The 25473-nt window shown below is 58.1% G+C and carries 19 protein-coding genes and 2 tRNA genes; 9 read left to right on the top strand and 12 right to left on the bottom strand.

The window, feature by feature from the left end; all coding sequences use genetic code 11:
- The first annotated feature begins 99 nt into the window (after positions 1–99).
- From Q0Z93_RS04050 to Q0Z93_RS04040, 3 genes are all read left to right on the top strand, one after another.
- On the top strand, positions 100–672 hold the full coding sequence (locus tag Q0Z93_RS04050; protein WP_298062850.1) for a LemA family protein: 573 nt from the start codon (positions 100–102) through the stop codon (positions 670–672).
- Between the two features lie 2 nt (positions 673–674).
- On the top strand, positions 675–1583 hold the full coding sequence (locus Q0Z93_RS04045; RefSeq protein ID WP_298062848.1) for a DUF3137 domain-containing protein: 909 nt from the start codon (positions 675–677) through the stop codon (positions 1581–1583).
- A gap of 97 nt (positions 1584–1680) precedes the next feature.
- Positions 1681–3888, top strand: coding sequence for a S9 family peptidase (locus tag Q0Z93_RS04040; RefSeq protein ID WP_298062846.1), 2208 nt, complete (start codon positions 1681–1683; stop codon positions 3886–3888).
- A 498-nt stretch (positions 3889–4386) separates the two neighbouring features.
- On the opposite strand, the gene kbl is transcribed toward Q0Z93_RS04040, so the two are convergent.
- Complete coding sequence (kbl, locus tag Q0Z93_RS04035) at positions 4387–5577, bottom strand: glycine C-acetyltransferase (protein WP_298062844.1); 1191 nt, start codon at positions 5575–5577, stop codon at positions 4387–4389.
- 322 nt (positions 5578–5899) lie between these two features.
- Between kbl and Q0Z93_RS04030 the strand changes: the two genes are divergently transcribed.
- Together Q0Z93_RS04030 and Q0Z93_RS04025 are read left to right on the top strand one after the other, a co-directional pair.
- Complete coding sequence (locus Q0Z93_RS04030) at positions 5900–6727, top strand: TetR family transcriptional regulator (RefSeq protein WP_298062842.1); 828 nt, start codon at positions 5900–5902, stop codon at positions 6725–6727.
- Positions 6728–6733: 6 nt separating this feature from the next.
- Positions 6734–7450, top strand: coding sequence for a TetR/AcrR family transcriptional regulator (locus Q0Z93_RS04025; RefSeq protein ID WP_298062840.1), 717 nt, complete (start codon positions 6734–6736; stop codon positions 7448–7450).
- A 15-nt stretch (positions 7451–7465) separates the two neighbouring features.
- Here the strand turns inward: Q0Z93_RS04025 and Q0Z93_RS04020 are convergent, their stop codons facing one another.
- From Q0Z93_RS04020 to Q0Z93_RS04000, 5 genes are all read right to left on the bottom strand, one after another.
- The gene (locus tag Q0Z93_RS04020; RefSeq protein WP_298062838.1) at positions 7466–7957 is read right to left on the bottom strand and encodes a pyridoxamine 5'-phosphate oxidase family protein; all 492 of its coding nucleotides are present in this window, start codon (positions 7955–7957) and stop codon (positions 7466–7468) included.
- A gap of 221 nt (positions 7958–8178) precedes the next feature.
- Entirely contained in the window at positions 8179–9807 is a 1629-nt protein-coding gene (locus Q0Z93_RS04015; RefSeq protein ID WP_298062836.1) for an arylsulfatase, read from the bottom strand.
- Complete coding sequence (locus Q0Z93_RS04010; RefSeq protein WP_298062834.1) at positions 9785–10276, bottom strand: YhcH/YjgK/YiaL family protein; 492 nt, start codon at positions 10274–10276, stop codon at positions 9785–9787. The genes Q0Z93_RS04015 and Q0Z93_RS04010 overlap by 23 nt, the downstream gene beginning before the upstream one ends.
- Before the next feature lie 641 nt (positions 10277–10917).
- Positions 10918–10992 (bottom strand) — tRNA-Pro (locus Q0Z93_RS04005).
- Between the two features lie 226 nt (positions 10993–11218).
- Positions 11219–13351 (bottom strand): S46 family peptidase, encoded by a 2133-nt coding sequence (locus Q0Z93_RS04000; RefSeq protein ID WP_298062832.1) that lies wholly within the window; start codon positions 13349–13351, stop codon positions 11219–11221.
- Positions 13352–13674: 323 nt separating this feature from the next.
- Between Q0Z93_RS04000 and purD the strand changes: the two genes are divergently transcribed.
- The 4 genes from purD (at position 13675) to Q0Z93_RS03980 (ending at position 19103) form a co-directional block, all read left to right on the top strand.
- Entirely contained in the window at positions 13675–14985 is a 1311-nt protein-coding gene (gene purD / locus Q0Z93_RS03995; RefSeq protein WP_298062830.1) for a phosphoribosylamine--glycine ligase, read from the top strand.
- Between the two features lie 383 nt (positions 14986–15368).
- Positions 15369–16352 (top strand): hypothetical protein, encoded by a 984-nt coding sequence (locus Q0Z93_RS03990; RefSeq protein ID WP_298062828.1) that lies wholly within the window; start codon positions 15369–15371, stop codon positions 16350–16352.
- A 126-nt stretch (positions 16353–16478) separates the two neighbouring features.
- Positions 16479–17942, top strand: coding sequence for a Na+/H+ antiporter NhaC (gene nhaC, locus Q0Z93_RS03985; RefSeq protein ID WP_298062826.1), 1464 nt, complete (start codon positions 16479–16481; stop codon positions 17940–17942).
- 339 nt (positions 17943–18281) lie between these two features.
- Positions 18282–19103: a LytTR family DNA-binding domain-containing protein gene (locus Q0Z93_RS03980; protein WP_298062823.1), complete on the top strand. Its 822-nt coding sequence runs from the start codon at positions 18282–18284 to the stop codon at positions 19101–19103.
- 44 nt (positions 19104–19147) lie between these two features.
- Here Q0Z93_RS03980 and Q0Z93_RS03975 read toward each other — a convergent pair.
- From Q0Z93_RS03975 to Q0Z93_RS03950, 6 genes are all read right to left on the bottom strand, one after another.
- A tRNA-Thr gene (locus Q0Z93_RS03975) sits at positions 19148–19223 on the bottom strand.
- 163 nt (positions 19224–19386) lie between these two features.
- Positions 19387–20760 (bottom strand): dihydroorotase, encoded by a 1374-nt coding sequence (locus tag Q0Z93_RS03970; RefSeq protein WP_298062821.1) that lies wholly within the window; start codon positions 20758–20760, stop codon positions 19387–19389.
- Between the two features lie 442 nt (positions 20761–21202).
- Positions 21203–21712 (bottom strand): PH domain-containing protein, encoded by a 510-nt coding sequence (locus tag Q0Z93_RS03965; RefSeq protein WP_298062819.1) that lies wholly within the window; start codon positions 21710–21712, stop codon positions 21203–21205.
- 156 nt (positions 21713–21868) lie between these two features.
- Positions 21869–22714, bottom strand: coding sequence for a TatD family hydrolase (locus Q0Z93_RS03960; protein WP_298062817.1), 846 nt, complete (start codon positions 22712–22714; stop codon positions 21869–21871).
- Positions 22681–24897, bottom strand: coding sequence for an alpha-N-acetylglucosaminidase (locus Q0Z93_RS03955; protein ID WP_298062815.1), 2217 nt, complete (start codon positions 24895–24897; stop codon positions 22681–22683). Before Q0Z93_RS03955 ends, Q0Z93_RS03960 begins: the two co-directional genes overlap by 34 nt.
- A 25-nt stretch (positions 24898–24922) precedes the next feature.
- The gene (locus Q0Z93_RS03950; RefSeq protein ID WP_298062813.1) at positions 24923–25354 is read right to left on the bottom strand and encodes a polyketide cyclase; all 432 of its coding nucleotides are present in this window, start codon (positions 25352–25354) and stop codon (positions 24923–24925) included.
- Positions 25355–25473: the final 119 nt, after the last annotated feature.

Raw genomic sequence — 25473 nt, 5'->3', positions numbered from 1 at the left:
ATCACATCGACAAACTCGAACTGATCGTCGACAACGAAATGTGGACGCTCCCTAAATACCGCGAACTGCTCTTCCTGAAATAATAAATTCACATCCGATATGCTACTCTGGATCATCCCGATCGGCGTCATTCTACTGTTGGTGATCGTTCCGATCTCCATTTACAACGGACTCGTGCGGCGGCGCAACGAGATCAAGAATGCCCAGGGATCGATAGACGCTGTGCTCAAACAGCGTTTCGACCTGGTGCCGAATCTGGTGGAAACAGTCAAACGGTATGCAGCGCACGAAGCATCGGCATTGACTGCCGTCACCGAACTGCGCCGAGGCAAAAACTCTTACGGAGAACTGACCGCCGAAGAGAAAAGCGCATTCAACGCCGGTTTCGGGGCGGGACTGCGGAATTTTTATGCCGTGGTCGAGAACTATCCGGACTTGAAGGCATCGGGCAATTTCCTTCACTTGCAGCGTACGATCAACGAATTGGAAGAACAGCTCTCCGCTGCGCGCAGAACTTATAACGCCTGTGTGACGGATTATAACAATGCCATACAGGTGTTCCCCTCGTCGATTATCGCAGGTATGGGGCATTTCCGGCCGGAGCAGGTATTGGAAACGCCGGCTGCCGAACGGGAATCGCCGAACGTCAGGGAACTTTTCGGAGGTAATTGACCATGGACACTGCGGTACAAAGCCCGGCGACGCCTACGGCACCGGCGGCCGAATACGGAGACTTCCTGCTGCTGCAAACCCGTTACCGCCGCACCTGGTGGATCTGGTTCGCTTGCTGCGCCTTACTGACCGGCGCAGCTTTATGGGTAAGAGACATTTACGGGATCGGAACGGCAGTGCTGTCGGCAGTTGCATTGCCTGTGGTGTCCGGACAGCTGTCCGGGAAACTGTCGAGATACTATAAAGCCGAGATCGTCCCGCAGTACGTGGGACAGTTCTGCGAAGCGGGGCGCTTTACGCCGGAATCGGGGATCGGCGAATCCGTCTTTCGCTCCTGCGGCCTGTTCGACACCGCACCCGACCGATACAGAACCGAAGACCTGATCGAAGGACGCGTCGGCAAAACCGCATTCCGTTTCGCGGAAGTCCATGCGCAGAAAAAACGCACGACGTACACCCGAAACGGGACTCGTACCACCTGGGTGGACATTTTCCGGGGATTCTTCTTCGTGGCCGATTTCAACAAAGACTTCCGGGGACAGACTACCTTGGTGCCAAACTATTGGGGCAGCCGGTGGTTAGCGGGAAGAGCGCGCGTACAGCTGGAAAACCCAAGGCTGATGAAAGAATTTCTGGTCTGTTCCACCGACCAGACCGAAGCGCGGTATATCCTGACGCCGGCCTTGATGGAGCGGATCATGAGGCTGTGGGACAAATATCCCGGCCGGCTGAGCATCAGCTTCACCGGCTCCTGCATCCAGGTCGCCCGCAGTTGTATGAAAAACCATTACGAAGCGAGCATCTGGCGGCCGCTCGGGAAATGTCTCGCGCGCGACACCGAGGCGATGCGGGGCCTCACCTCCATCGTCGAAGAACTGAACATGAACACCCGCATCTGGACCAAAGAATAGACCGTCCGGCCCGATAGCCGGCCAACAAGTCTTTGCGACAGGGGAGGGCGCAGGCTTCGGCCCGCAGAAAGCACATATACACTCATCGAAATATAGCATGAAACGACTGATGACAACCATAACGATGGCCGCTGCCGCTCTGACCGGCTGCACCGGCCCGTCCGACAGGGCGTCGGACGGGGCTGCGGCGGGAAATGCCGTTCTGGACACCGCACTGACGGCGGCGGAAAAAGAAGCACGGGTTTTCACCCCGGAAGTGCTGTGGAAGATGGGGCGCATCGGCTCCAGCTCGATCGACCCGAGCGGACAGGAAGTGCTTTATGCCCTGACTTACTACAACATGGCGGAGAATAAGGGATACACCTCGTTGTGGGTGATGCCGGTCGGAGAGCCGGACAAGGCGCGGCAGATCACGAACAATACGGGGAAAGACAACTCGCCGGCATGGGGGATCGACGGCTCCACGGGCGAACGGTGTATCTATTTCCTGAGCTCGCGCGGCGACGGCTCTGAGCAGGAGGCCGGACAGCAGCTGTGGACGGTGCGGCCCGACGGGACGGGGCTGCGGCGGCTCTCGGACGTAACGGGAGGGATCACCGGCTTCGGGATTTCACCGAAGGGAGATCGGATTTGGTATACGGCGGATGTCCAGGTGGACTCGGTCTCCTCCGCCGACATTTACGGCATGCCGAAATCGAAGGCGTTGATCTACGACGACCTCATGGAACGGCACTGGGACGTCTGGGAAGACGGGGCCTACAGCCATATCTTCGTGGCCGACCTCGATCCGGCGGCTGCGGAGGGGAAAGGCATATCGAATGCTCGGGATATTATGCCGGGCGAACCGTGGGATGCACCGACCGCGCCGTATTTCGAGATGAGCGAGGTGGCGTGGAACCGGGCGGGGACGCAGGTGGCCTATACCTGCAAGAAGCTGACGGGCTACGAATATTCGATGAGCACGGACAGCGACATCTACCTCTACGACTTGAGCGACGGTTCGACCCGCAACCTGACGGAAGGAATGCCGGGGTACGACAAGTATCCGGTCTTCTCGCCGGACGACCGGCAGTTGGCTTGGCAGAGCATGGAACGCGCCGGCAATGAAGCGGACAAGGACCGGCTGTTCGTGATGGACTTGGCGACGGGGGAAAAGAGTTACGTGACGGACGGTTTCGACTACAATGCCTCGAACCTGCGGTGGTCGGCCGATGGCCGGAGTATCTGGTTCATCGCGCCGATCGAAGCGACGCACCAGCTTTGCCGGGCAGACCTGTCGGCCGGCGGCAGCGAGATCGAGGTCATAACGGCCGGGGATCATGACTATACGGACTTCAGTATCGCTTTCCCGGCCGGGAACGAACAGCCGGTGGTCGTGGCGGCGAAGACGACGCTGCAAATGGCGCCGGAGCTTTTCGCTATCGACACCCGCGACGGGTCGGACACGCAGATTACCTTTGTCAACCGCGAGATTTACGACCATGTCGACATGGGAGCGGTGCAGAAGCGGTGGGTGGCGACGACGGACGGGAAACGGATGCTGACGTGGGTCATCCTGCCGCCGAATTTCGACAGCACGAAGAAATATCCGACGCTGCTCTACTGTCAGGGCGGGCCGCAGAGTGTGGTTTCGCAGCGGTGGAGCTACCGCTGGAATTTCGAGCTGATGGCGGCGCAGGGCTATGTGGTGGTGGCTCCGAACCGGCGCGGGCTGCCGTCGTTCGGGCAGGAGTGGTTAGATCAGATTTCGGGAGACTACAGCGGGCAGAATATCCGGGACTACTTGTCGGCGATCGACGATGTGTCGCGCGAACCGTGGGTGGACACGGAGCGGCGGGGCTGCGTGGGGGCTTCGTACGGGGGGTACTCGACGTTCTATCTGGCGGGGCATAGCGACCGCCGGTTCAAGGCGTTCATTGCCCATTGCGGGATGTTCAACCTCGAAAGTTTCTACGGCGAGACGGAGGAGCTGTGGTTCCCGGCCAACGATCTCGGGGGGCCGTATTGGGAACGGCCGGGGAACAGGATTGCAGACAGGTCGTATTCCAATTCGCCGCACTTGGCGGTCAATGATTGGTATGCGCCGATTTTGATCATTACGGGGGCGAAGGATTTCCGGATTCCGTTCACGCAGAGTTTGCAGGCGTTCACGGCAGCGCGGGCGCACGGCATTCCGTCGCGGTTAGTCTATTTCGAGGACGAGGGGCATCAGGTTTTCAAACCGCAGAATTCGCTGGTCTGGAACCGGGAGTTTTTCGGCTGGTTGGACAAGTACGTGAAGCGGCCGCAACAAGCACACGAGTAAGGTGCGTTTGTTTTCAGGCTACCGGTGCCGAGCGGCCCTTGCCGGTCCTTTTGCACTGTGCCGTGTGTGACTGCTCTTTCTTGAAAGAAAGACCCCATAGGGGCTTTCCGGGCTGTAACTACCCTAATCCTTAGGCTCCGCAGCTTTTGTTTCGGGTTTTCTTTGGGCCTGGTTAATAGACCGCTCTACTGTTGTTCCTCAGTTCGACCTCGCGCGCATCCCTAAGGCTGAGCAAACTCCCGGATCGAGTGCCCGGCACCACCGCAGAGGCCGGCGATCCAAAGGATCGCAACAACTATAAAAACCGCACGGTTCCTGACAGAACGGGGCTAAATAAACCGTACGGTTAATATATTAGGTTCCCGTGGGCCGGAGCCAGCGGAGACGCAAGTGAGCAAAGCGAACGTTGCAGGCCTCCGCCTGGGGTGGCTCCGGCCTGACACGGAAGATAGGGGAATATTGTAGGAACGCTTGCCAGCGCCTAAAATAACCGTACAGTTATTTAAGCACCCCGAGTTCCCGCCCCACTTTCGAGAACGCCGCGATACAGCGATCCAGATGTTCGCGCTCGTGTCCCGCAGAGACCTGCACCCGGATCCGCGCCTGATCCTTCGGCACCACCGGATAATAGAACCCAGTCACATAAATCCCCTCGTCCAGCAACCGGGCCGCAAAATCCTGCGACAACTTCGCATCGTACAGCATCACCGCACAGATCGCCGACTGCGTCGGCTTGATATCGAACCCCGCCGCTATCATCCGATCCCGGAAATAGGCCACATTTTCAGCCAGTTTCGTATGCAGCGCATCGCTTTCGCGCAACATCTTGAACGTCTCGATCCCCGCCCCCACCACAGCCGGCGGAATCGAATTTGAAAACAAATACGGCCGCGACCGCTGCCGCAGCATGTCGATAATTTCCCTGCGTCCCGTCGTAAAGCCCCCCACGGCACCTCCGAACGCCTTGCCCAGCGTTCCCGTGATGATGTCCACCCGTCCCCGCACATCGAACAACTCCGTCACCCCATGTCCCGTCCGGCCGACCACGCCCGCCGAATGGCACTCGTCCACCATTACCAAGGCATCGTATTTCTCCGCCAATGCACAGATCTTGTCCATCGGCGCCACATTGCCGTCCATCGAGAAGACCCCGTCCGTCACGATAATACGGAACCGCTGCGCCTGCGCCAGCTTCAGCTGCGTCTCCAGATCATCCATATTCGCATTCGCATAGCGATACCGCTTCGCCTTGCACAGCCGTACCCCGTCGATGATCGAAGCGTGATTCAGCGCATCCGAAATAATCGCATCCTCCTCGCCCAAGATCGGTTCAAACACCCCGCTGTTCGCATCAAAACACGCAGCATACAGGATCGTATCCTCCGTCCCGAAATAGTCCGAGACCGCCTTTTCCAGCTCCTTGTGAATATCCTGCGTGCCGCAGATAAACCGCACGGACGACATCCCGAACCCATGCGTATCCATTGCCCGCTTAGCCGCCTCGATCAGCCGGGGATGGTTGGAAAGCCCCAGGTAATTATTGGCACAGAAATTGAGGACTTTCTTATCGCCAGTCACCGTAATCTCGGCCTGCTGGCTGCCGGTGATGATCCGTTCGTGTTTGTACAGGCCGGCGGACTCGATGGCTGCGAGTTCGTCCGCGAGATATTGCTTGATTTTACCGTACATAGTGATGATATGGTTTATTGTCCTGCAAAGTTATTCTTTTACAGCCACAAAAGCAACGGCACGCCGTACCGGAAATTCTGAATTTATGCGGGAGAAGACAGTACACCGCACCCCGAGCCGGAATACATCCGGGTACGAATATTTTTGGACACAAAACGCAATAGTTCGAAATAACTCCATTTATTTGGTTAAATTTGCGTGTTTTAGGTAAAAACCGAACAATATTACTACATTTTACTCCGTTTCAAATACATCCTTCAGGAAATTCCCGAATCATACCGGTTATTCGCACGGAACGCAGTAACCACCGAGAAAAACGCAAATGAAGAAACAAGATCATACGACGATGAGCACACAGGTGAAAACCGAGAAGAAAAAGCCGCAGGAAACCGATGCTGCTGTCCAGCCGAAACGGAAACGCGGAAGACCTCGCAAAACGGATAAGACTGCGGGCGAAAAGAGTCCGCGCGGCGTGAAATCCGAAGCGGCCAGAAAGACCCGGCTGGCTGCCAAACGGGCAGGGACCTCCACCCGCGATCTGATCATCGCCAGCGCGAACGAGATCATCAACCGGACAGGGGTCGTCGATTTCCGGATCGAGACCCTGGCCCAGTCGCTGTCGCTGAGCCCGGGGAACATTACCTACCATTTCCCGAAGAAAGAGGACATCATCGCCGCGATCTGGGAGGAATACATAGCCGTCATGCGGGATACGACGGCGGAGATGATCACGCCGCTGCTGGACATCAAGCAGCTGTTCCTCTATTTCCGCACGGCGGCGGCCAAGGCGATCGGCTATGCGGGAGTGACGACCTATTATTTCGGGGACATGGGCGCCCTGCTGCGCGAAAACGAGACATTCCGGCGCCAGATACAACGCGGCCGCGAGTTGATTTTCGCCAGCTACGACACGCTCGAAAAGAACGGCTACATGAAACCGATCGAGAATCCGGAGATCAAGGAGCTGACGTTCGATTCCCAGATGGCCATGCTGCGCTGGTGGATCAACCACGCGCTGACCAAATACCCGGAGCAGGACTTGCCTATGGTGATGGACAAATATATCGCCCTGTCGCTGCTGCAGCTCATTCCGTTTCTCACGGAGTCGGGCAGACGGCAGTTCGCCAGCATCGTTAACTTGATAAAATAACCGGCCATGCCCGCTAAAACGAAAACGAACACGAAGAAAACCCCTGCGGCGCAGATCATGCCGCAGGAAGAGATTTCGACCCGGGAGATGATTCTCCGCCGGTCGTTGGAACTGATCAATGCCAAAGGAATGGTCGATTTCCGGATCGACACGCTGGCCACATCGCTGGGGCTGAGTCCGGGAAATATCACCTATCATTTTTCCCGCAAGGAGGATATTTGCGCGGCGCTCTGGGAACAGTATCTCGAAGAGTACGGCCAGGTGGTTCGCTCACTGACGACACTGCTGGACATCAAGCAGTTGTACCTGCTGAACCGGATCAACATCCACCTGAACTACAAGTATCGGGGCGTGGTGGTGTTCCGCAGTGCGGATCTGGGGGCGATCAAGCGCGACCAGCAGGCGGGCCGGGTGAACGAGGACGAACATTTCGCTATGGCGCGCCGGGCAATGCAGCTGCTGAAACAAAACGGCTATATAGACAAGAATGCGACGGAAGAGATTATCGAGGGCACTCACATCTACCACTACATTATGACGCGGTGGAGCATCAATTTCGCTTACCAGGCATATACGCCGGAAGAGGTGGAGGCAAAGCTGGATTACCTGGCGCTGATGTCGCTCCACGCGCTCTATCCCACGCTGAGCCAAAAGGGGCGGGATGAGTTTGCGGAGGTCTTAGCCAAGGTCTCTGCCGGCAACCTGCTGGGTGAAAAACGATAACACAACCGTCCGGGATTATTTGACGTCGGGCGCCACACGTTTGCATTTACCCGAGAGATGCTCGACATCTAAGCGCAGCACCGTTGTCCGCGGGAACGACTTGCGGATATACCCGTCCGGAGCGTCGGCCAGCTCCGGATTGTATTTCGCCCGCAGCAGAAGCAACGCTTCCATCCGTTCCGCATCGTCCCCGACGGTCCCGATGCGGCCGAACACGTGCACCGATTCGTAAGCCGTCGTATAGGGATACACCTGCGTGCCGCCTACCACGCAGAAACTCACCCGGTCGTTTCCCGCTATCGCATCCAGCTTGTGCCCTTGAGGCGCGCAATGAAAATAGATGCACTTCCGGTCCGGCACATAGACATAGCTGATCGGAATCCCGTAGCCATATCCTTCCGGGATGCACATGGCGAGGAAACCGTATTCCCCTTTTTCCAGCAGGCGTTCCGCCGCCGGAATGTCGAGCAGCCTGTCCTGCCGGCGCACTGGTCTGAATCCGTTCATATCGCTGTTTTCCTCCTGTTTCCTTCAGATTTTCTTCGGTCAAAACCTTTGTCCGAACGAGCAGTGCCGAACGCAACCGCATCTCCGGCCGGATATGTCCGGAGACGGATAAACGCCGCTCTGGGACGCCGCGACCGCCCCCCGCGCACGGAAACAAAAAACTCCGGCCCGAAATCCGAACCGGAGCCAACCATTTCGTATTCGCCCCACGTGCGCAGAAATTACCGCCGGTCGTTGGTCTTGCGCACCCGCTCCAGCAGCGCCGCCAGCTCCGCCACCCGCTCCGGATACTGCGCCGCGAGGTTGTTCCGTTCGCCCCTATCCTCCGTCAGGTGATAAAGCTGCGCCTCCTTAGAATTTCCCAGCTCGATATTCACATCGTTGTTCCGCGCCGCTCCCCCGCTCGGGGCAATATACTTCCAGCCGTCTACCGTAATCGACAGCGTCCCCGCATTTTCGACGATATACTCCCGTCCTTTCCCCGGTTTCCGGTCGCGCCCCAGCCATACGTCGAGCTGATTTCTGCTGTCCGGCGCCTCGCCCTCCGCCAACTCCTCGCCCACTAACGCCGCTAACGACGCGAACCAGTCCACCTGCGAAGCCGCCGCCTCGCTCACCCGTCCCGCCGGCACCCGTTTCGGCCATCGCACGATCGCCGGAACACGCGTCCCGGCCTCGAAAATACTATACTTCCCGCCCCGGAAAGGACCCCACGGTTTGTGGTCGCCCAGCAATTCGACCGCCCGATCCCGATAGCCGTCGTCCACCACCGGCCCGTTGTCCGACGAGAGGATCACCAGCGTATTGTCCGCAATCCCCAGCGAGTCCAGCGTCTCGAGAATCCGCCCCACCGACCAGTCGAATTGCAGGATCGCGTCTCCGCGCGGCCCCATGCCGCTCCGCCCGACAAACCGCTCGTGCGGCGACCGCGGCACATGCACGTCGTTGGTGCAGAAGTAAAGAAAAAACGGATCGTCTTCTTTGGCAGCACGTTCGATGAACCGCACCGCCCGCTCCGTAATCGTATCCGCGATATTTTCGTCCACCCACAAAGCCTTTCCGCCGCCCGTCATATATCCGATGCGTCCGATCCCGTTCACGATCGCCATATCGTGCCCGTGGCTCGCCTGCATCTTCAACAGCTCGGGATTCCGCCGCCCGGTCGGTTCGCCAGGGAACGGCTTGCTATAGCTGACGCGAATGGAGTCTTCCGGATGGTTCGCCAAATCCAGCCCCGCCACCCGGCCGTCCTCGATATAGACGCACGGCACGCGGTCGGCCGTCGCCGCCATAATGTAGGAATAGTCGAAGCCTATCTCCTTGAGCCCCGGTGTCACGATCCCGTTCCAGTCCTGTTGTCCGGCTTTGTCGCCCAGCCCCAGGTGCCACTTCCCGACCGCCGCGGTCGTATATCCGGCGCGCTGCATCATCTCCGGCAGGGTCTGGTGTTGCGGTGTGACGATCATCGCCGCATCGCCCGGCGCAATCCCCGTTCCCGGCCGCCGCCAGGCGTATTCGCCGGTCAAAATGCTGTACCGCGCCGGCGTACTGGTGGCTGCCGTCGAGTGCGCATCGGCGAACCGCACCCCCTGTGCCGCCAACCGATCCACGTTGGGTGTCTCGATGGTGTGGAACGAGCCGTTGCAGGCAATATCCCCGAAGCCGAGGTCGTCGGCCAAAATAATCACGACGTTCGGCTTCGGTTGCGGACACGCCGCGGTCTTGGCCTTCGGTTTGGCGGCTGCCGTCCCCGTCGTTGCGCACAAAGCGAGCGTGGTCAAGAGATGCAAGTTGAGTTTCGTGTGGTACATCGTTGCGTAGAGTTTCTCATAAGGAGGATGATTCCGCATCGACGCGAATCTTGACGATCGCTTTCCGGCTGCCGCCGTTCACCCCCTCCGGCCGGATCAGCGGTGCGTGGGCATCTTCCGGGAAGAAGATAACGAATTCGCCGGCTAATGCAGTCACTGTGCTGGTCGGCCGGTCATTGTAGAAGATGATGTCGTTCGCCGTGTCGAATGCTCCGCGCGGTTCGGTGCAAGCGGCCCGCTGAGCCCACCCGAAGCTCTCGGTGCCGGAGATCATCACTTGCAGGTCGATGTACCGGTCGTGCGCTTCGAGTGCCGCCTCTTCCGGCCGCCGAAGCTGGTGGCTGCCGACCATCACGAAAATATCGTCGCCCTGAACGGTGTGCTTGCCGTCGAAAGAGGCATCGGTCAACTCGTGGAGGTGGCTGTCGATATATTCGAATGCGGTGCGGAAAAGGGGGTGCAGGCTGTAGTATTTCTCGGCGCTGCGCCCCAGGGAGTCGTGTATCATGGGTCGTCTCTATTTAAGTTCGATAAGTACAAATATAGGGATTTTTCGAGGCCGAAAAGAAATTAGGCGATATATACTCTGTATTATCTCCATTCGTCAGTGTTCGGCTTTGCGCCGGGGGCAATCCGGTTCTTCGGGTCGGAGCCGGCGCGGGCCATTGCGAGCAGAGCGAGATTTTGGCCTGCCGCGGGGGATGTGGCAACCCGCCGGTTCTTTGAACCGGATTTTTCCTGCGCGCGGTTTTTGTTTTGGGGTAGTTCCGGTTTCAGCAATACGCAGTATCACCCGCCCGGCGCGGGCACGCGCGGCCTGCCCGGCCCGAGGGCGGTTTCCTTCTTTGGGGTAGTTTATCTTACTGCCGGCAGACCAGCAGAACACCCGAAGGGTGCGGTCGCGTGCCCAGCGGCACCCGCGCGCGATTGCTGGAGTAGGAAATCGTTCAAAAGCCGCTTGCGCTTTTGAACAAGATTTCCGCCAGCGCGCGGAACAAAGATCGTTTTTGATTTGTAAAGGGCCGCAGTCCGCCCCCTCCGGCGATATTTTTTATTTTATCTTTCTTTCCGTTCACGCAAGCGTGTCCGAAAGGGACAAAATAAAAAAAGGAGGTACCCATTTGCATAGGTACCTCCGGAACTTCCCGGTCGGGGTGAGAAGATTCGAACTTCCGACCTCCACGTCCCGAACGTGGCGCGCTAACCGGACTGTGCTACACCCCGAAAATTCCGAGTGCAAATATACGGCATTCATCCCTATATTCACAAATGTTTCGGCAAATATTTTGCGAAAAAGTTCCCCCGCCCGTTCGCTTCACGCGCATAAGTCGATGTATAATATTTTGACAATCAGAATCTTGACAAGAAATATCCAAATACAAAAAAGAGGCAGGCAACCCCCAGGATTGCCTGCCTCTCGCGGAAAACGATCAGACGAAAAACATTCCGATTACCGGACAATCGTCATTTCGTCGATCAACCTCCGGCAGCCCGCATACTTGTCGATGATAAACAGCACATAACGGATGTCCACCGCAATCGTCCGCTGCACGTCCGGTTCAAACGCGATGTCGCCGCTCATCGCCTCCCAGTTTCCGTCGAACGCCAGCCCCAGCAGCCGGCCGTCGGCATCCAACACCGGACTGCCCGAATTGCCCCCCGTAATGTCGTTGTTCGTCAGGAAGCAGGTCGGCACCTCGCCGTTCACCGCATACGGGCCGAAATCCTTCGCCCGGTACAGCTCCTTGAGCCGCTCCGGCACGATGAAATCCGGATTCGCCGGGTCCTCCTTCGCCATCACCCCGCCGAGCGTCGTGAAATAGTTGTAGAACACCGCATCCGCCGCCCAGTAAGGCAGCACCTGCCCGTAAGTCAAGCGCAGCGTGAAGTTGGCGTCCGGCGCATAAGCCTTGTCCGGGTTCATCTCCAAAAGACCCGCCACCCACAAGCGGTGTCCCTCGGCAAACCGATTGGCCGCCGGACGCAAGGCCTCTTTGACCAGCGTTTCATTTTTCTCCGCGATCGAAGCCGCCGCCGCCACTGCCGGATCCGCAGTCCACTGCGCGCGGTCGAAGTTTTCCAGCGCCGCATAGAACCGCGCCGTATCCGTCAATAAAGAGTGATCCGACAGGTTCGCTGCATAAGCCGCCACATCCGGCCGCACCGCGGCAAAGAATGTCGGTTCGTCGGCCGCCGAGACGCTGTCGGCGAAGATTTGCAACATCCGGAGCGTCACCTTGCGGTCGGTCGAAGGGCTGTAATCCTCGAAAAACGCCTTCCCTATATGGCGCAATGCTTTGACTGCCTTCGCGTCGTCTTTCGCGTTCGACAAAATCCCGTTCACGGTCATTCCCAGCCCGAAACTTTCCACGCCCGTGCGCAAGGCCTCGTTCATGAACTGCTGGATGCGTGCCGCCGCCCGGCGCTGCTGCACCGCGCTGTCGATCAGCGGCAAAGCCCGCCCATATTTTTGCTGCCGTTCCGGATCGGCAGCGACCCACGCTGCAAACTCGGCCTGCTGCGCTTCCTTTTTGCTCCGCACGTCGAGCTTGCGCAGCCCGCGGCTCATCCCGATCGAGTTTTTCCAGTAGTTCGACGATCCGGCATATTTGCTGGCATACTGAATCCGCACTTTCGGATCGGCCATCATATCCTCCCACAGGAGTTTCTGCCGTTCGCCGCGCACGAAGATGCGGATCGGGTTGTCCTGCTGGAGCACCTGGTCGATCTCATACGAGGTCATGTAGCGGTTCGTGCGCCCCGGGAAGCCCATGATCATCGCATAGTCTCCCTCGTTGTATCCGCGGAGCGAGATTTCGAGGTGTTTCGGCGCCCGGTAAGGCACGTTGTCTTTCGAGTAAGCTGCCGGCTTGTTGTCCGGCGAGGCGTAGACGCGGAACAGCGAAAAGTCCCCCGTATGCCGCGGCCACATCCAGTTGTCGGTGTCGCCTCCGAACTTCCCGATCGACGACGGCGGCGCTCCCACCATCCGCACGTCGGTAAAGCGTTCCGTAACGAACAGCAGGTACTGGTTCCCGCCGAACATCGGGGTTACCTGCGCGTAGCGGAACGTTTTCGGGTCGGAGTTGGCCTTGACGATCCGGTCGGATGCCTTCCGGATCGTCTCGCTCCGCTGCGCTTCGGTCATGCCCGGCTTCACTTTGGCCAGCACTTCCGGCGTGACGTCGCGGATCTCGCGGATAAAGGTCACGGCCAATCCCGGCGTGGGCAGCTCTTCTTCCAAGGTCTGCGCCCAGAAGCCGTTCTTGAGGTAGTCGTGTTCGACGGTGCTGTGCTGCTGGATCGATCCGTAGCCGCAGTGGTGGTTGGTGGCGATCAATCCGTTGGGCGAGATGATCTCGCCGGTGCAGCCGCCGCCGAAGATCACGATGGCGTCTTTGAGCGAGGTGTTGTTCAGGTCGTAAATGTCTTTGGCGTCGAGCCGCAGCCCTTTGGCTTTCATCTGCTCGATGTTCATCTTCTCGATGAAGGGCAGGAGCCACATCCCTTCGTCGGCAAGGGCTTGCATGGGGCCTGTGATGCTCACGCCCAGGGCGGCCAGTCCTAACAGTAATTTTTTCATGGTTGTTAATTTTTGATTATTGGCTACTGTGTCCGACTGTTCTTTTTGTGAACAAAAAGAACCAAAAAAACTTTAAAGCGCATCCCGTTGGGATGCTTGGGCTGTGTAAAACTTAGGCACGCCTAAAAAGCCCCATCCCAAAACCCTAAGGACTGCGGAGCCTAAGGCATAGCGTAGCTGTCTCAAAAGTTCTTTGCGCCGCTTTCTTACAAGAAAGCGGCAATCCCACACGGTCGCCAATGAACGAATAATTTTCAGCGGCATCAAAAATAGCTATCTTTGCGAGGTTAAAAAAATCCAATCCGATGAAATTACCGCAGACTGTGAATATTTTACTCCTCGGGAGCGGGGGGCGTGAACATGCTTTCGCGTGGAAGATCGCGCAAAGTCCGAGGCTGGAAAAACTCTATATCGCGCCGGGGAACGCCGGGACGCGGGCCTGCGGGATAAACGCAGACCTCGATCCGTCGAATTTTCCGGCCTTGAAACAGTTCGTACTGAACAACTACATCAATCTGGTCGTCGTCGGGCCGGAGCAGCCGCTGGTGGACGGCGTGAAAGACTATTTTCTGAACGACCCCGAGATCCGGCATATACCGGTGATCGGGCCGTCGCAGGAGGCCGCGCAGTTGGAGGGGAGCAAGGAGTACGCGAAGGCTTTCATGATGCGGCACGGAATACCGACCGCGGCGTATTTTACGGTGACCAAGGAAAATGTCGAGGAGGGGTGCGCATTTCTGGCGTCGGATAAGGTGCGGGCGCCGTATGTGCTCAAGGCCGACGGGTTGGCGGCAGGCAAAGGGGTGCTGATTATCGACGATCTCGCCGAAGCGCAGGCGGAGCTGCGGGCGATGATAGACGGGAAATTCGGGACGGCGTCGAAAAAGGTGGTGATCGAAGAATTTTTGTCGGGGATCGAGGTGTCGGTTTTCGTGGCGACCGACGGCGTGTCGTACAAGATTCTGCCGGAAGCGAAAGACTATAAGCGTGTGGGAGAGGGCGATACGGGTTTGAACACGGGGGGGATGGGAGCGGTGTCGCCGGTGCCGTTTGCGACGCCGGAGTTCATGGAGAAGGTGCGCACGCGGATCGTGGAACCGACGGTGCGGGGGATTCGGGAAGAGGGGCTGGACTATACGGGCTTTATCTTCATCGGCCTGATGAATTGCGGCGGGGAGCCGAAAGTGGTCGAATACAATGTGCGGATGGGGGATCCGGAAACGGAGGTGGTGCTGCCGAGGATCACGTCGGATATGATCGACTTGTTCGAGGGGATTGCGCACCGCACGCTGGATGAAAAGGTGCTGGAGGTGACGCCGCAAACGGCGGCGACGGTGGTCTGCGTGTCGGGAGGCTATCCGGGAGCTTATGAGAAGGGGAAACCGATCTCGGGGCTGCCGACCGTTTCGGCAGCGATCGGGGGGGGGGCTGCTGTGACTGAAAACTCCATCGTGTTCCATGCGGGAACGGCTCTCAAGGAGGGGAGGGTGGTGACGGCGGGGGGACGTGTGCTGGCGGTGACGTCGCTGGGGGATTCGATCCCGGCGGCGACGGCAAAGTCTTATGCGACGATCGAGGGGATCGGATTCGAGGGATTGTATTGCCGCCGAGACATCGGCCGCGATTTATTATAACTCGTTCGGTTTATTTTTACCCTATGTTTGAGGGTACCGTTCTCTTTGTGAACAAAGAGAACCAGAAAAACTTTTTGAGATGCTAACGCATCTCTTGAGCCTGCCGGATACCCTTGTTTTCGATTCTCTTGGGGTGTGAGCAATAGCGGGCATAAGGCATAGTACTCAATGGCCCGCTATTGCCACGCCCCAAAGAAAGTTCAATGCAAGAGGACTGCGGAGCCTAAGGAGTAGCGTAGCTTCACAAAGTTTCTTTGGTTCTTTCTTTTCAAAGAAAGAACAGTCACTCACAGTAGGGTACAGAATAACCGAACGAATATAAGAGTCAGGGGATGAGTTTGGATCTTACGCGACAGAGTTTGCTGAAGACACTTATTTACTTTGTGTTTTTAGCTGTTATATTCTGGGGAGCAGAATTCGTCCATCCCCTGCGCTCAGGCATAGCCGCCGCCGCGCACGGCGAACAAATCACAGCCCCTCCCGCCGGGACACCCCTCGGCACCCTGATCGACCACTGGATAGGATACGTACCCGGTATCGGCGTGCTGCTCTCCTCCCTCCTCGTATTCGTCAACTCCTTTTTCGTAACCCGAGTCGTCATCCGAAACGTCATATTTCTGGAACGCACCTATATGCCCGCCATCATCTACCTGCTGGTCTGTTCCGGATACTACAACTCCTATATGAGCTTTCGGCCGCTGCTCGTAGCCCTGTTAGTGCTCACCGCCGTCGAAATCATCTTCAAAAGCTACAACTGCAAAACCCTGGCCACCGGGTCTTATCTGACCGTCGGATTCATTATCGGCACAGCCGGAGCGATCTATGTTCCGGCCCTGCTGCTGGCAGGACTGATTCCGGTAGGGCTGGTTCTTTTCCGTCTTTTCGACATCCGCGAATGGATCGCCGCCTTCGGCGGCTGGGCGATGCCCCTGTTTTTCAGCGCATACGGCGTGTGGATAACCGGAGGCGATTTTACAGACGTCATTTCCGAATACCGCCAGGCACTGACGACCCCATTGACCCTCCCCCCGGCAAGCCTCTTCAGCAGTTTTGAATGGACATTCATCGGCTGCATAGCCGTGCTGTTCGTCCTCTCCATCGTCACCTTTCTGGGCCGCAGACGCAGCTACAAACTCAAACCCTTCAAAGTCTATATCTTCTTCATCTGGATGCTCGCGATCGCAGCGCTGATCCTGGCCTTCGTGCCATGCAGGTCGCTCTACCAGCTCCCGATACTGGCCGTTCCGCTGGCAGTCATCATTCCGACCTATTTCAACAGCCGCAAGCCCAACTTCGTCTCCAACTTTCTCTACGTGCTGATGATGGGCTGCGCCGTAGTCATCCATCTGCTGCCTTTCTTTCTCTGAGACCGCCCCGTTCCCCGGAAGCCTGTCCGGGCCGGGAAACGTCCTCCTCAATCGCACGGTTTCCGAAGAAAAGCCCTATTTTTGCGATTCCGCATACTATTATCATCCTAAACGCAAAAAAGCCGCATGACCCAGCGACAGCCGACCCTTGTCCAGTCCATGATTCCGATCCTCATCCTGCTGGGACTGATTATGGCCACCGTGCTCGGCACCGGAGCCGACGCCTTGGACGGCGCCAACCAGCTCTCACTGCTCATCGCTTCGGCCGTCGGCGCCGGCATCGCCGTCTGTAACCGCGTCCGCTGGGCAGACATCATGCAAGGCATGGTGCACACCATCAGCGCCTCGCTGCCCGCCATCCTGATCCTGCTGATGGTCGGGATGCTCTCCGGCAGCTGGATGATCAGCGGCGTGATCCCCACCATGATCTACTACGGGTTAGACATTCTGCGGCCCGACTACTTCCTGCCCGCCTGCGTGGCGATCTCGGCCGCCGTTTCGGTGGCCACCGGCAGCTCGTGGTCTACCATCGCCACGATCGGAGTGGCCCTGATCGGGATCGGACAAGCCCTCGGATTCGACCTCGCCATGACCGCCGGAGCCATTATCTCAGGCGCATATTTCGGCGACAAAGTCTCGCCGCTGAGCGACACCACCAACCTGGCCTCCGCCGTGACCGGCACCGACCTGTTCGTCCATATCCGCTACATGATGCAGACCACCGTGCCTTCGATCCTGCTCACGCTGGCCGCCTTCACCGTGCTGACCCTGACCGCAGGCAGCGGACAAACGGCGGGAACGGAAGTGGATGCTTTCCAGGACACCATCGCCGCGACATACCGGATTCACCCGTTGCTGCTGCTGATTCCCGCGGCAGTGGTTTTTATGATCGTTAAGAAAATTCCCGCCGTGCCGGTGCTGATGATCGGGGCGCTGCTGGCGGCCGGAGCAGCCGCTTTGTTCCAACGGGAGCTGCTGGCGACACTCACTCCGGACGGCGACCTGACGCTAAAAAGCGGCTACGAAGTGCTGACCCGCTCTCTGTACGGGACTACGGCTCCGCACACCGGCGATCCGGCAGTGGACGACCTGCTGGCCACGGGCGGCATGGCGGGGATGCTGAACACGGTGTGGCTCATCATCACGGCGATGGTTTTCGGCGGGGTCATGGAAGCGGGCCGTTTCCTCGAACGCATCACGAACGCGATCCTCGGGCGGGTGCGCTCGACGGGCGGATTGGTGACGACCGCCACCGGGAGCTGCCTGCTGTTCAACCTCACTTCGGGCGACCAGTACATGTCGATCGTGGTGCCGGGCAAGATGTTCATCGGGGCTTTCCGGCGCAACGGATTGCAGCCGAGGCTCCTGAGCCGGACGCTCGAAGACAGCGGAACGGCCACGTCGGTGCTGGTGCCGTGGAATACCTGCGGGGCCACGCAGGCGTCGATCCTGGGGGTGCCTACGCTGGCATACCTCCCTTTCGCTTTCTTCTGCTGGCTCAGCCCGGTGACGACCCTGATCGTGGCATGGGCCGGATGGGGCATCAGGAAAGAGTCTCCGATACCGGAAAAGCCGGCCGATCCTGCCTGAAGCCCTGCCGCCCGAGACGAGCGCCCGTTTTCGGGGTCAGGAAATTCCGGACATACGTTTTCATGGGGCCTCCATCCTCTTTTCCCGTTTCCGTTCCGACCCTATTTTCCCGTCCCGGGGCCGTTTTTTCCTCCCGGTCGTCCGGTGCCGCAGCCTTCCAAGAACCTTTTTGGCCTTACGTGCGTTTTTTCGCATCGATTGCCGCCAAAAATAGCAGAACGGATAAAAATCATTATCTTGCGGGAGCAATGGAAAGCCAAAATGGACACCGGTGCCTGAGGGCCGCCATACGAGGGGGTGTGTTCGTGACCGAAATGACCGCTAAATTCCGAACTTGATATGATGCTGAATTGCCTGATCGTCGACGATGAGCCGCTGGTGCTCGATCGGCTGGAAAATTATGTCGGACGCACGCCGTTCCTGCAATTGGCGGGACGGGCGGCGAGCGCCCCGGAGGCTTTGCAATGCCTGGAACAGGCGGGGCAGGGGCCCCGGGAGGAGATCGACCTGCTGTTCATAGACATTCAGATGCCGCAGCTCAGCGGCCTCGAATTTTCGCGCCTGCTGGCGGAACGGGGCGACCGCACGAGGGTGATTTTTACGACGGCTTTCGGGGAATATGCTTGGGAGGGGTTCCGGGGGGATGCGATGGATTATCTGCTCAAACCGATCAGCTATACGGAATTCCTGCGGGCGGCGATGAAGGCGCACGACTGGTTCCTGAAACTGTCGGGGAGACCGGTGCCGGTACCGGTCGGGAAGCCGGCGGCCGGGCGGGACTGCATCTGGGTGCGGGCGGATTACCGGCAGGTGAGGATACGGCTGGCGGATGTCTTGTATATCGAGGGGATGAAGGATTATGTCCGGATCTGCCTGACGGACGGGTCGCACGTGATGACGCAGATGAGCCTAAAAACTATGGCGGGACTGCTGCCGAAGGAGCTGTTGGTGCGCGTGCACCGCTCTTATATCGTCAATATGCAGGCTGTGAATGCGATCGAACGGGGACGGATCATTTTCGGCAAGGCGAGGATTCCGATCTCGGATTCATACCGGGACGAATTCATGCAGCGGCTGGCGCAACGGACGTACATACCGCCGGCCCGGTTTATGAGCGGGGGAACGGTCGCGGAGATGCCGGTCGAGGGGAAATGGAGATAAAAAAGCCTCTGTAAACTTTCGTTCACAGAGGCTGCCGAATCGGCTGGAGCCACAAGCCAGGCTCGAACTGGCGACCTTTTCGTTACGAATGAAATGCTCTACCGACTGAGCTATTGTGGCGTTACCGGGTGCAAAGATAATACTTTTTTGTTTTACGCCAAGGCTTATTTCCCGATCTTTTCTTCGGCGGGAGTTCGCGCCCGTATTGTCGCTTCGCCGGCGTCTCCGTCTTTCCGCCCGCTGCGGCGGAACTTTTACGATAACCGGTCTTCTCTCTATTGTATTACGACAAGCCGAATTCCAACCTCCGGCCGCGGATCGAGCTGTCCACGCCTGTCTCCGAGGAGTAGACTTTCCGGCCGTTTACGAAGGTGTGCCGCACTTTCGCCGATAACGCAATGCCTTCAAACGGCGACCAGCCGCATTTGTACAAAATACGTTCGCCCGGCGTGTCCGCATCGCGCGAGACTGTCCACGCCGCATCCAAGTCCACGATCGCTATGTCTGCGAAATAACCGGGCCGGAGAAAACCGCGTTCGCGGATACGGAACAGTCTGGCCGGTGCGTGGCACATCCGTTCCACCACCTGCGGAACGGTGAATACTCCGTACTGGGGGGAAGCCAGCGTCAGCATAACCGGCAGCGAGTGCTGCACCAGCGGCCCGCCCGACGGCGCAGCCAGGTATGGATTCTGCTTCTCCGCCACCAGGTGCGGCGCATGATCCGTGGCCACCACATCGACCAATCCGCTCCGCACTGCCGCCCGCAGAGCATCCCGGTCTGCCGCCGACTTGACCGAGGGGTTCCATTTGATGAAATTTCCCCGCGCGGCATAGTCCCCTTCGCTGAACCACAGGTGGTGCACGCACACTTCATTGGTGATCCGTTTCTCTTCCAACGGTTTATCTTTCTCGAACAAGGTCAGCTCGCGGGCTGTGCTCAGGTGCAGCACATGGAGCCGCCCTCCGTATTTGTGCGCCAGCTCCACTGCGTGGGCCGTCGAACGGTAACAGGCTTCCGCGCTCCGAATCACCGGGTGCATCGCTGCCGGAATATCGTCTCCGAACGCTCGCCGCGCCGAGGCGAGGTTCGCCCGAACGGTCGCTTCGTCTTCGCAGTGGGTCGCCACCAGCGTTGGCGTGTTTTTGAAAATAGCGGCCAGTGTCTCTTCGTTGTCTACCAGCATGTTCCCGGTCGAAGAACCCATAAAGACTTTTACGCCGCATATCTTTTCCGGATCGATCCGCTCGATTTCGGCGATGTTGTCGTTCGTCGCGCCGAGGTAGAATGAATAGTTCACGGCTGACACTTCCGCCGCCCGCGCGTATTTCTCTTCGAGCAGGTCGATCGTGATGGCCGGCGGCCGGGTATTGGGCATTTCCATATACGAGGTCACGCCTCCAGCCGCGGCTGCGCGCGATTCGGTGAGTATTTCCGCTTTGTCGGTCAATCCCGGTTCCCGGAAGTGTACCTGGTCGTCGATCGCGCCGGGCATAACCAAAGCGTTGCCTGCGTCTGTAATTTCGGAAGCGGTCGCCCGGATTTCGGACGGACATTCCCCTTCGTTCACGGTGCCGATCCGCTCGCCTTCGACTGTGATCCACCCGCGGAACAATTGGCCTTCGTTACAAATCAGTGCGTTGTCTATCAGTATCATGATCTGTTTTCGTCGTTCGAGTATTAGTTGTCGCGATCTTTGAGGGCGCTGTTCTCCGCGGTGCTGCGGCTGAGTTTCTTTAACCGTAGGTTTTATTGTATGTGTTCTTGGGAGGGAACTGTTCTCTTTGTGAACAAAGAGAACCAGAAAAACTTTTTGAGATGCTTACGCATCTCCTGAGCCTACCGGGTACCCGGTTCTCGAACGTTTTGTTTTTTGTCGGGGCTTTCTCAATGGGCGCGCTAATGTATTATTACCTTTATGCGCGCCGCATTGAAAAGTCCCGACAAAAAAACAAGATTCAAAGAAAAAGGACTGCGGAGCCTAAGGAGTAGCGCAGCTATCTCAAAAGTTCTTTGCGTCGCTTTCTTTCAAGAAAGCGACAGTCCCATCCGGCACAGTGCAAAACAAACCTACAGTTATTTGCGGGTAGCGACAATATCTATTTATATTGTTCGATAGCCGCGACGAAAGCAGCCGGATCATCGCAGCTCACCACATACTGCTCCTCGAAGATATCCTCGATCAGCACAAAATTGCGCCACTGCGAAGCGCAGAGCCGGAACACCTTGCGCTCACGCAGACCGAAATAGTAGCCATAATATCCCCCCATCCCGTAAATACCCCATATCGGGAAACAATATTTCATCTGGTCGATTTCGATAAACCGCACATGCCGGATATCCCGAATCGGAATCTTGATCAGCTCCATCACGCAATGAATCTCCACCGAATGCGGCGACACCTGCATGAAACGCGGTATAGATAGCGCCGCCAGCAACAAGAGCGCCACCACCACCGTCGTGAACCAGGCCGGCAGGTAGCTTCCTCCCGAAGAATAAAACAACCACCCTACACCCCCCGCGATAGCCAGCAGAGCAGCCGTTGTCAGCCACTTGGCCCGCTTGTCCATCCGGAATCGGAACTTATGATCAGTATTTGACAGGTTCATTAGTCTATGTTGTATCTTTGGGAAAGACATAAGCCCATTTCACCGGCGCTTGCAGCCCTGGTTCGTTGCATGCGTCGAACACAGCCTCTCCGCCCTTAATAAGGACAGGCAGTGCCAGGCACCACAGGCCGAAACTCCCCCAGACAGAGCCCGAAATCAAAAGAAAATCTGTTGTGCCCGGGCTGTAGTAATCCGCATCACCTCTTCGACCGCTATCCCCTTGATCTCCGCGATCTTCGCCGCAATGACCGGGATATGCGCGCTCTCGTTCCGCGTTCCCCGGAACGGCACCGGCGTCAGATAAGGCGCATCCGTCTCCAAGACGATGTCGTCGATCGGAATCTGCTCGATCACTTTCGCCGCGGAAGAGTTTTTGTAGGTGATGAATCCCCCGATCCCTACGGCAAAATTCCCCAGTTCCTTGATCCGATAGTAATCCTTGAGCGTTCCCTGGAAGCTGTGGAACACCCCCCGAATCTGCCCCCGCAACGGTTCCAGAAGCGGGAAAATCTCGTTCCAGGCATCCCGTACGTGCAGGATCAGCGGTAAATCGTATTCGATCGCCAGCTGCATCTGGATCACCAACGCCTGGCACTGTTCGGTCAGCGAACTCGTGCTCCAGTGCAAGTCCAGCCCCACCTCGCCGATCGCGCACCACTCCACCGGCCGATCCCGCAACAGGTTGCGCACGATCTGCAGCTCCTCGCGCCACTTGGTATTCTCGTTCACCGACGTAGGGTGCATCCCGATCGCCGCATGGCAGACCTCCGGAAACTGCCGCACCGTGTCGATCATCGCGCGGTGGCTGTGCGAGTCCACCGCCGGCAGCACGATCGTCCGCACCCCTGCCGCCACCGCCCGCGCAACGGTTTCCGCCCGGTCGGCATCGAAATCGGCATCGAAAATGTGGGCGTGCGTATCCACATAACAAATCCCCTCCGGCATCGCTGTGCCTGCGGAAGAGAGGGCTACATTTTGATGAGTCTGTTGTAAATTTTCCATGCCATATCTATTGGGTTAGTCTCCGCATGAATCGGGTAGGGCTGCGTTCCGGCCGCCCATTCCGCCTCCATCGGATAGTAATCCGCCGGAGGCAGTTCGCCTCGGTTCATCGCATCGAAAAAGGTTTTCCATCTCGGGTAGTAGAAATCCCGCAGCATCCCCGCCCATTCCCGGTGTGCATAGTCGTGCAGCCCCCCGATGTTCGCCGCATGGCGGTTCCCCCACGTCGTGAGCAGCGTCCGGGCGTTCCAGCGGTAGAAAGCCTGTTGTTCCGGCCACCGTCCGCCCCACCGCATCGCCTGCTCGATCCACGGCCCGACCATAAATTCCGGCCGCGAACTCAGCAGGTCGTCCTGCAACAAAATGAGCTCCAGAAACTCGTCCGACAAACGACGGAACTCCGCTTTCCCCGCCGCCCCCTTGTCGTAAGCCGCCTCGATCCGCTTGAGAAGTCCGTTGGCCTTGTCCGCCGCCGCCTGCCGCGCCACATCCACCAAATCGTATTCAAAATTATTGCACCCCTGGAACCGCTCTGCCACCTCCAACAAAAGCCCCAGCGCCCGCTCCGTCTCGCGCGCATCATAGGCCAGCTCGGCCGTCCCCCATGACGAGACCCGCTCGACCCGCAGTGCCGGCCGCGCACAGAACACCGACTCCGTCGTCCCCTCCTGCAAACTCTCGTAAGGCGGGTCGTAGACCGTATTCGCTAATATCCGCCACGCCTCCTCCACCTGCGGCAGCGTATGGCCGTATCTCGCCCGCACATAATCCGCCACCCACCGCATCCGGTCGAACTTCTCCGGGCGCCACGGCAGCTCGTAGAGCAGTTCAAACAGGATCGGGTTGTTCTCGATCCCCTCCGGCGTGGTTCCGACCCCTTTCAAAAACCGGGCGCACGCGCTATCCGCCCGTCGCATATCCCGCGCCAGGTAGTAGCTGTCGATCACGCGCTGCATTTTGCCGTACATCCCCACATTGCCGCCGAAGTTCAAGAGCATGCAGTAGACCCAGTCGTGCCGTCCATATCCCTCGACGCGCCGCCACGGCGACCGCAGGTCGCCCCCCCACATCGGCCTGCTCTCGCTGAACAAGTCCAGCACTAATACATCCCCGCCCGGCAAGTCGCGGATCATCGCCGGATGCGGGCAGCTCTGCCATCCCTGCACCACCCACACGGCACCCGGATTGGCCCGCTTCATGGCCGCATAGATCGCCGCCCCAGCCGCCGGCAAATCCACCCCCTGCGTTGACCCTCCCTCGTGAAACGGGTCGATGGCGAAGTATTTGGCATCCTCCCCATACAATGCCTTGAGGTTCTTATAATATGTATCCGCGATTTTCGCGAATGCCGAATCGACCGGTTGCAAAAACGCCGGTCTTCGATACCCGCACCACAATCCCGGATCCTGTACATAGCTCAATCCCAGTTTGCGCCACACTGCGGTATCGCTCGGCACCATCCCGCCATACCCCGCGAACACCGGTTGAATGCCCCATTCGCGGTACCGCGCTACGATACGCTGTTCCAGTTCCGCCTGTTTGTCGTACCAGTCTTCCGGATTCGGCCCACCCCACCCTTCGAGGTTGTTCATCAGCCACCAGGCCTGATGCGCCGGCCCCGCAATAAAGGCGTCGATCTGCGTCTTGTCGAATCCCAACTCCCGCAAGGTGTTCCGCCACACGGTCGCGGTTCCGGTCAGCGACAGCGGCAGGTTGATCCCGTGCAAGGCCATCCAGTCGATCTCGCGCTCCCACCGCTCCCAGTCCCAAAAGGCGGTGGAGTACGAGAAGGTGCAGTAGTTCATGTAGTACCGCACGAGCATATCGGTCTCATGCCGTTCCGGCTGCTTCGGCCTGGGAAACTTGACGTTGCTCAGTCTCGGCCGCGGGTTGTTCCACGTGATCTGTATCCCGGCATAGTATTTCAGGTACCAGTTGAGCCCCGCGGCAATGGAAATGTAGTTGTTCCCCCGTATGACGATCTTCCCGCCTTTGGAATCCAGCTCGAAAAAGTCGTCCGGGGACTGTTGTTCCGCCAGCTCGAAGACGAACCGGGAGCTTTGCCCGGGCTGTATCCGCTCGACCAATGCGGCCACGGGGTTCTTGGCCCTGCCGCCGAATGCGTGGCGTGGCGTGGCTCCGAGGAGCAGGAGCAGCAGGAGTATGGCGGAAAGGCGGCGCATGGCGAAGGAATATAAACCGGATTAATCAGTGGTGTGCGTTGTTGAATGCCTGTGCGATCTGCTCGACGATAGAATCCACTGCTTCCTGCATCTTATTCCCGACGATCATTTTCATCATGGGATTTAGCTCGATGTCGAGCACGATGCGCATATGGGTATGCGCGTCGGCGGAGTTTTCCGGCGTGGTGTCTTTCATCTGGGTCCAGAAGGTGAACGGGATAGGCGTGCCGCCGCCGGCGTCGTCTGCGCTCACTTTGATGAGTTTGTTGGGCTCGCGCTCGACCATCCGCAACCCGACGGTAAAACCTTTGACTTTAAATTTGCAGGTGTCTTCGGTGGCTTCCCATCCTTCGACTTTGCCGGCCAGTATCGGGGTGAAGTTCTCGAAGCTCGAAAGTGTGCGGAATATCGTCTCGTCGGGCTGGGCTATCTGTACTTGTTTGCTGGTATAACGCATCTCTCAATTTTTTATCGTTCGTTTATTTTCTACCCTATGTTTGAGGGAACTGTTCTCTTTGTGAACAAAGAGAACCAGAAAAACTTTTTGAGATGCTTGCGCATCTCTTGAGCCTGCCG

Origin of the sequence: uncultured Rikenella sp., assembly GCF_947628055.1 — a bacterium.
Taxonomy (GTDB): Bacteria; Bacteroidota; Bacteroidia; order Bacteroidales; family Rikenellaceae; genus Rikenella.
This window is presented reverse-complemented; position numbering and strand designations above follow the sequence as displayed.

Excerpts from the sequence above, each read along its gene's own strand:
- Q0Z93_RS03950 (WP_298062813.1), bottom strand. The coding sequence starts at position 25,354 with ATGCGTTATACCAGCAAACAAGTACAGATAGCCCAGCCCGACGAGACG.
- Q0Z93_RS04030 (WP_298062842.1), top strand. The coding sequence starts at position 5,900 with ATGAAGAAACAAGATCATACGACGATGAGCACACAGGTGAAAACCGAG.
- Q0Z93_RS04020 (WP_298062838.1), bottom strand. The coding sequence starts at position 7,957 with ATGAACGGATTCAGACCAGTGCGCCGGCAGGACAGGCTGCTCGACATT.
- Q0Z93_RS03965 (WP_298062819.1), bottom strand. The coding sequence starts at position 21,712 with ATGAACCTGTCAAATACTGATCATAAGTTCCGATTCCGGATGGACAAG.
- nhaC (WP_298062826.1), top strand. The coding sequence starts at position 16,479 with ATGACCCAGCGACAGCCGACCCTTGTCCAGTCCATGATTCCGATCCTC.
- Q0Z93_RS04045 (WP_298062848.1), top strand. The coding sequence starts at position 675 with ATGGACACTGCGGTACAAAGCCCGGCGACGCCTACGGCACCGGCGGCC.
- Q0Z93_RS04010 (WP_298062834.1), bottom strand. The coding sequence starts at position 10,276 with ATGATACACGACTCCCTGGGGCGCAGCGCCGAGAAATACTACAGCCTG.
- Q0Z93_RS03980 (WP_298062823.1), top strand. The coding sequence starts at position 18,282 with ATGATGCTGAATTGCCTGATCGTCGACGATGAGCCGCTGGTGCTCGAT.
- Q0Z93_RS04025 (WP_298062840.1), top strand. The coding sequence starts at position 6,734 with ATGCCCGCTAAAACGAAAACGAACACGAAGAAAACCCCTGCGGCGCAG.
- Q0Z93_RS03955 (WP_298062815.1), bottom strand. The coding sequence starts at position 24,897 with ATGCGCCGCCTTTCCGCCATACTCCTGCTGCTCCTGCTCCTCGGAGCC.
- Q0Z93_RS04015 (WP_298062836.1), bottom strand. The coding sequence starts at position 9,807 with ATGCGGAATCATCCTCCTTATGAGAAACTCTACGCAACGATGTACCAC.
- Q0Z93_RS04000 (WP_298062832.1), bottom strand. The coding sequence starts at position 13,351 with ATGAAAAAATTACTGTTAGGACTGGCCGCCCTGGGCGTGAGCATCACA.
- Q0Z93_RS03970 (WP_298062821.1), bottom strand. The coding sequence starts at position 20,760 with ATGATACTGATAGACAACGCACTGATTTGTAACGAAGGCCAATTGTTC.
- Q0Z93_RS03960 (WP_298062817.1), bottom strand. The coding sequence starts at position 22,714 with ATGGAAAATTTACAACAGACTCATCAAAATGTAGCCCTCTCTTCCGCA.
- Q0Z93_RS04050 (WP_298062850.1), top strand. The coding sequence starts at position 100 with ATGCTACTCTGGATCATCCCGATCGGCGTCATTCTACTGTTGGTGATC.
- Q0Z93_RS04040 (WP_298062846.1), top strand. The coding sequence starts at position 1,681 with ATGAAACGACTGATGACAACCATAACGATGGCCGCTGCCGCTCTGACC.
- kbl (WP_298062844.1), bottom strand. The coding sequence starts at position 5,577 with ATGTACGGTAAAATCAAGCAATATCTCGCGGACGAACTCGCAGCCATC.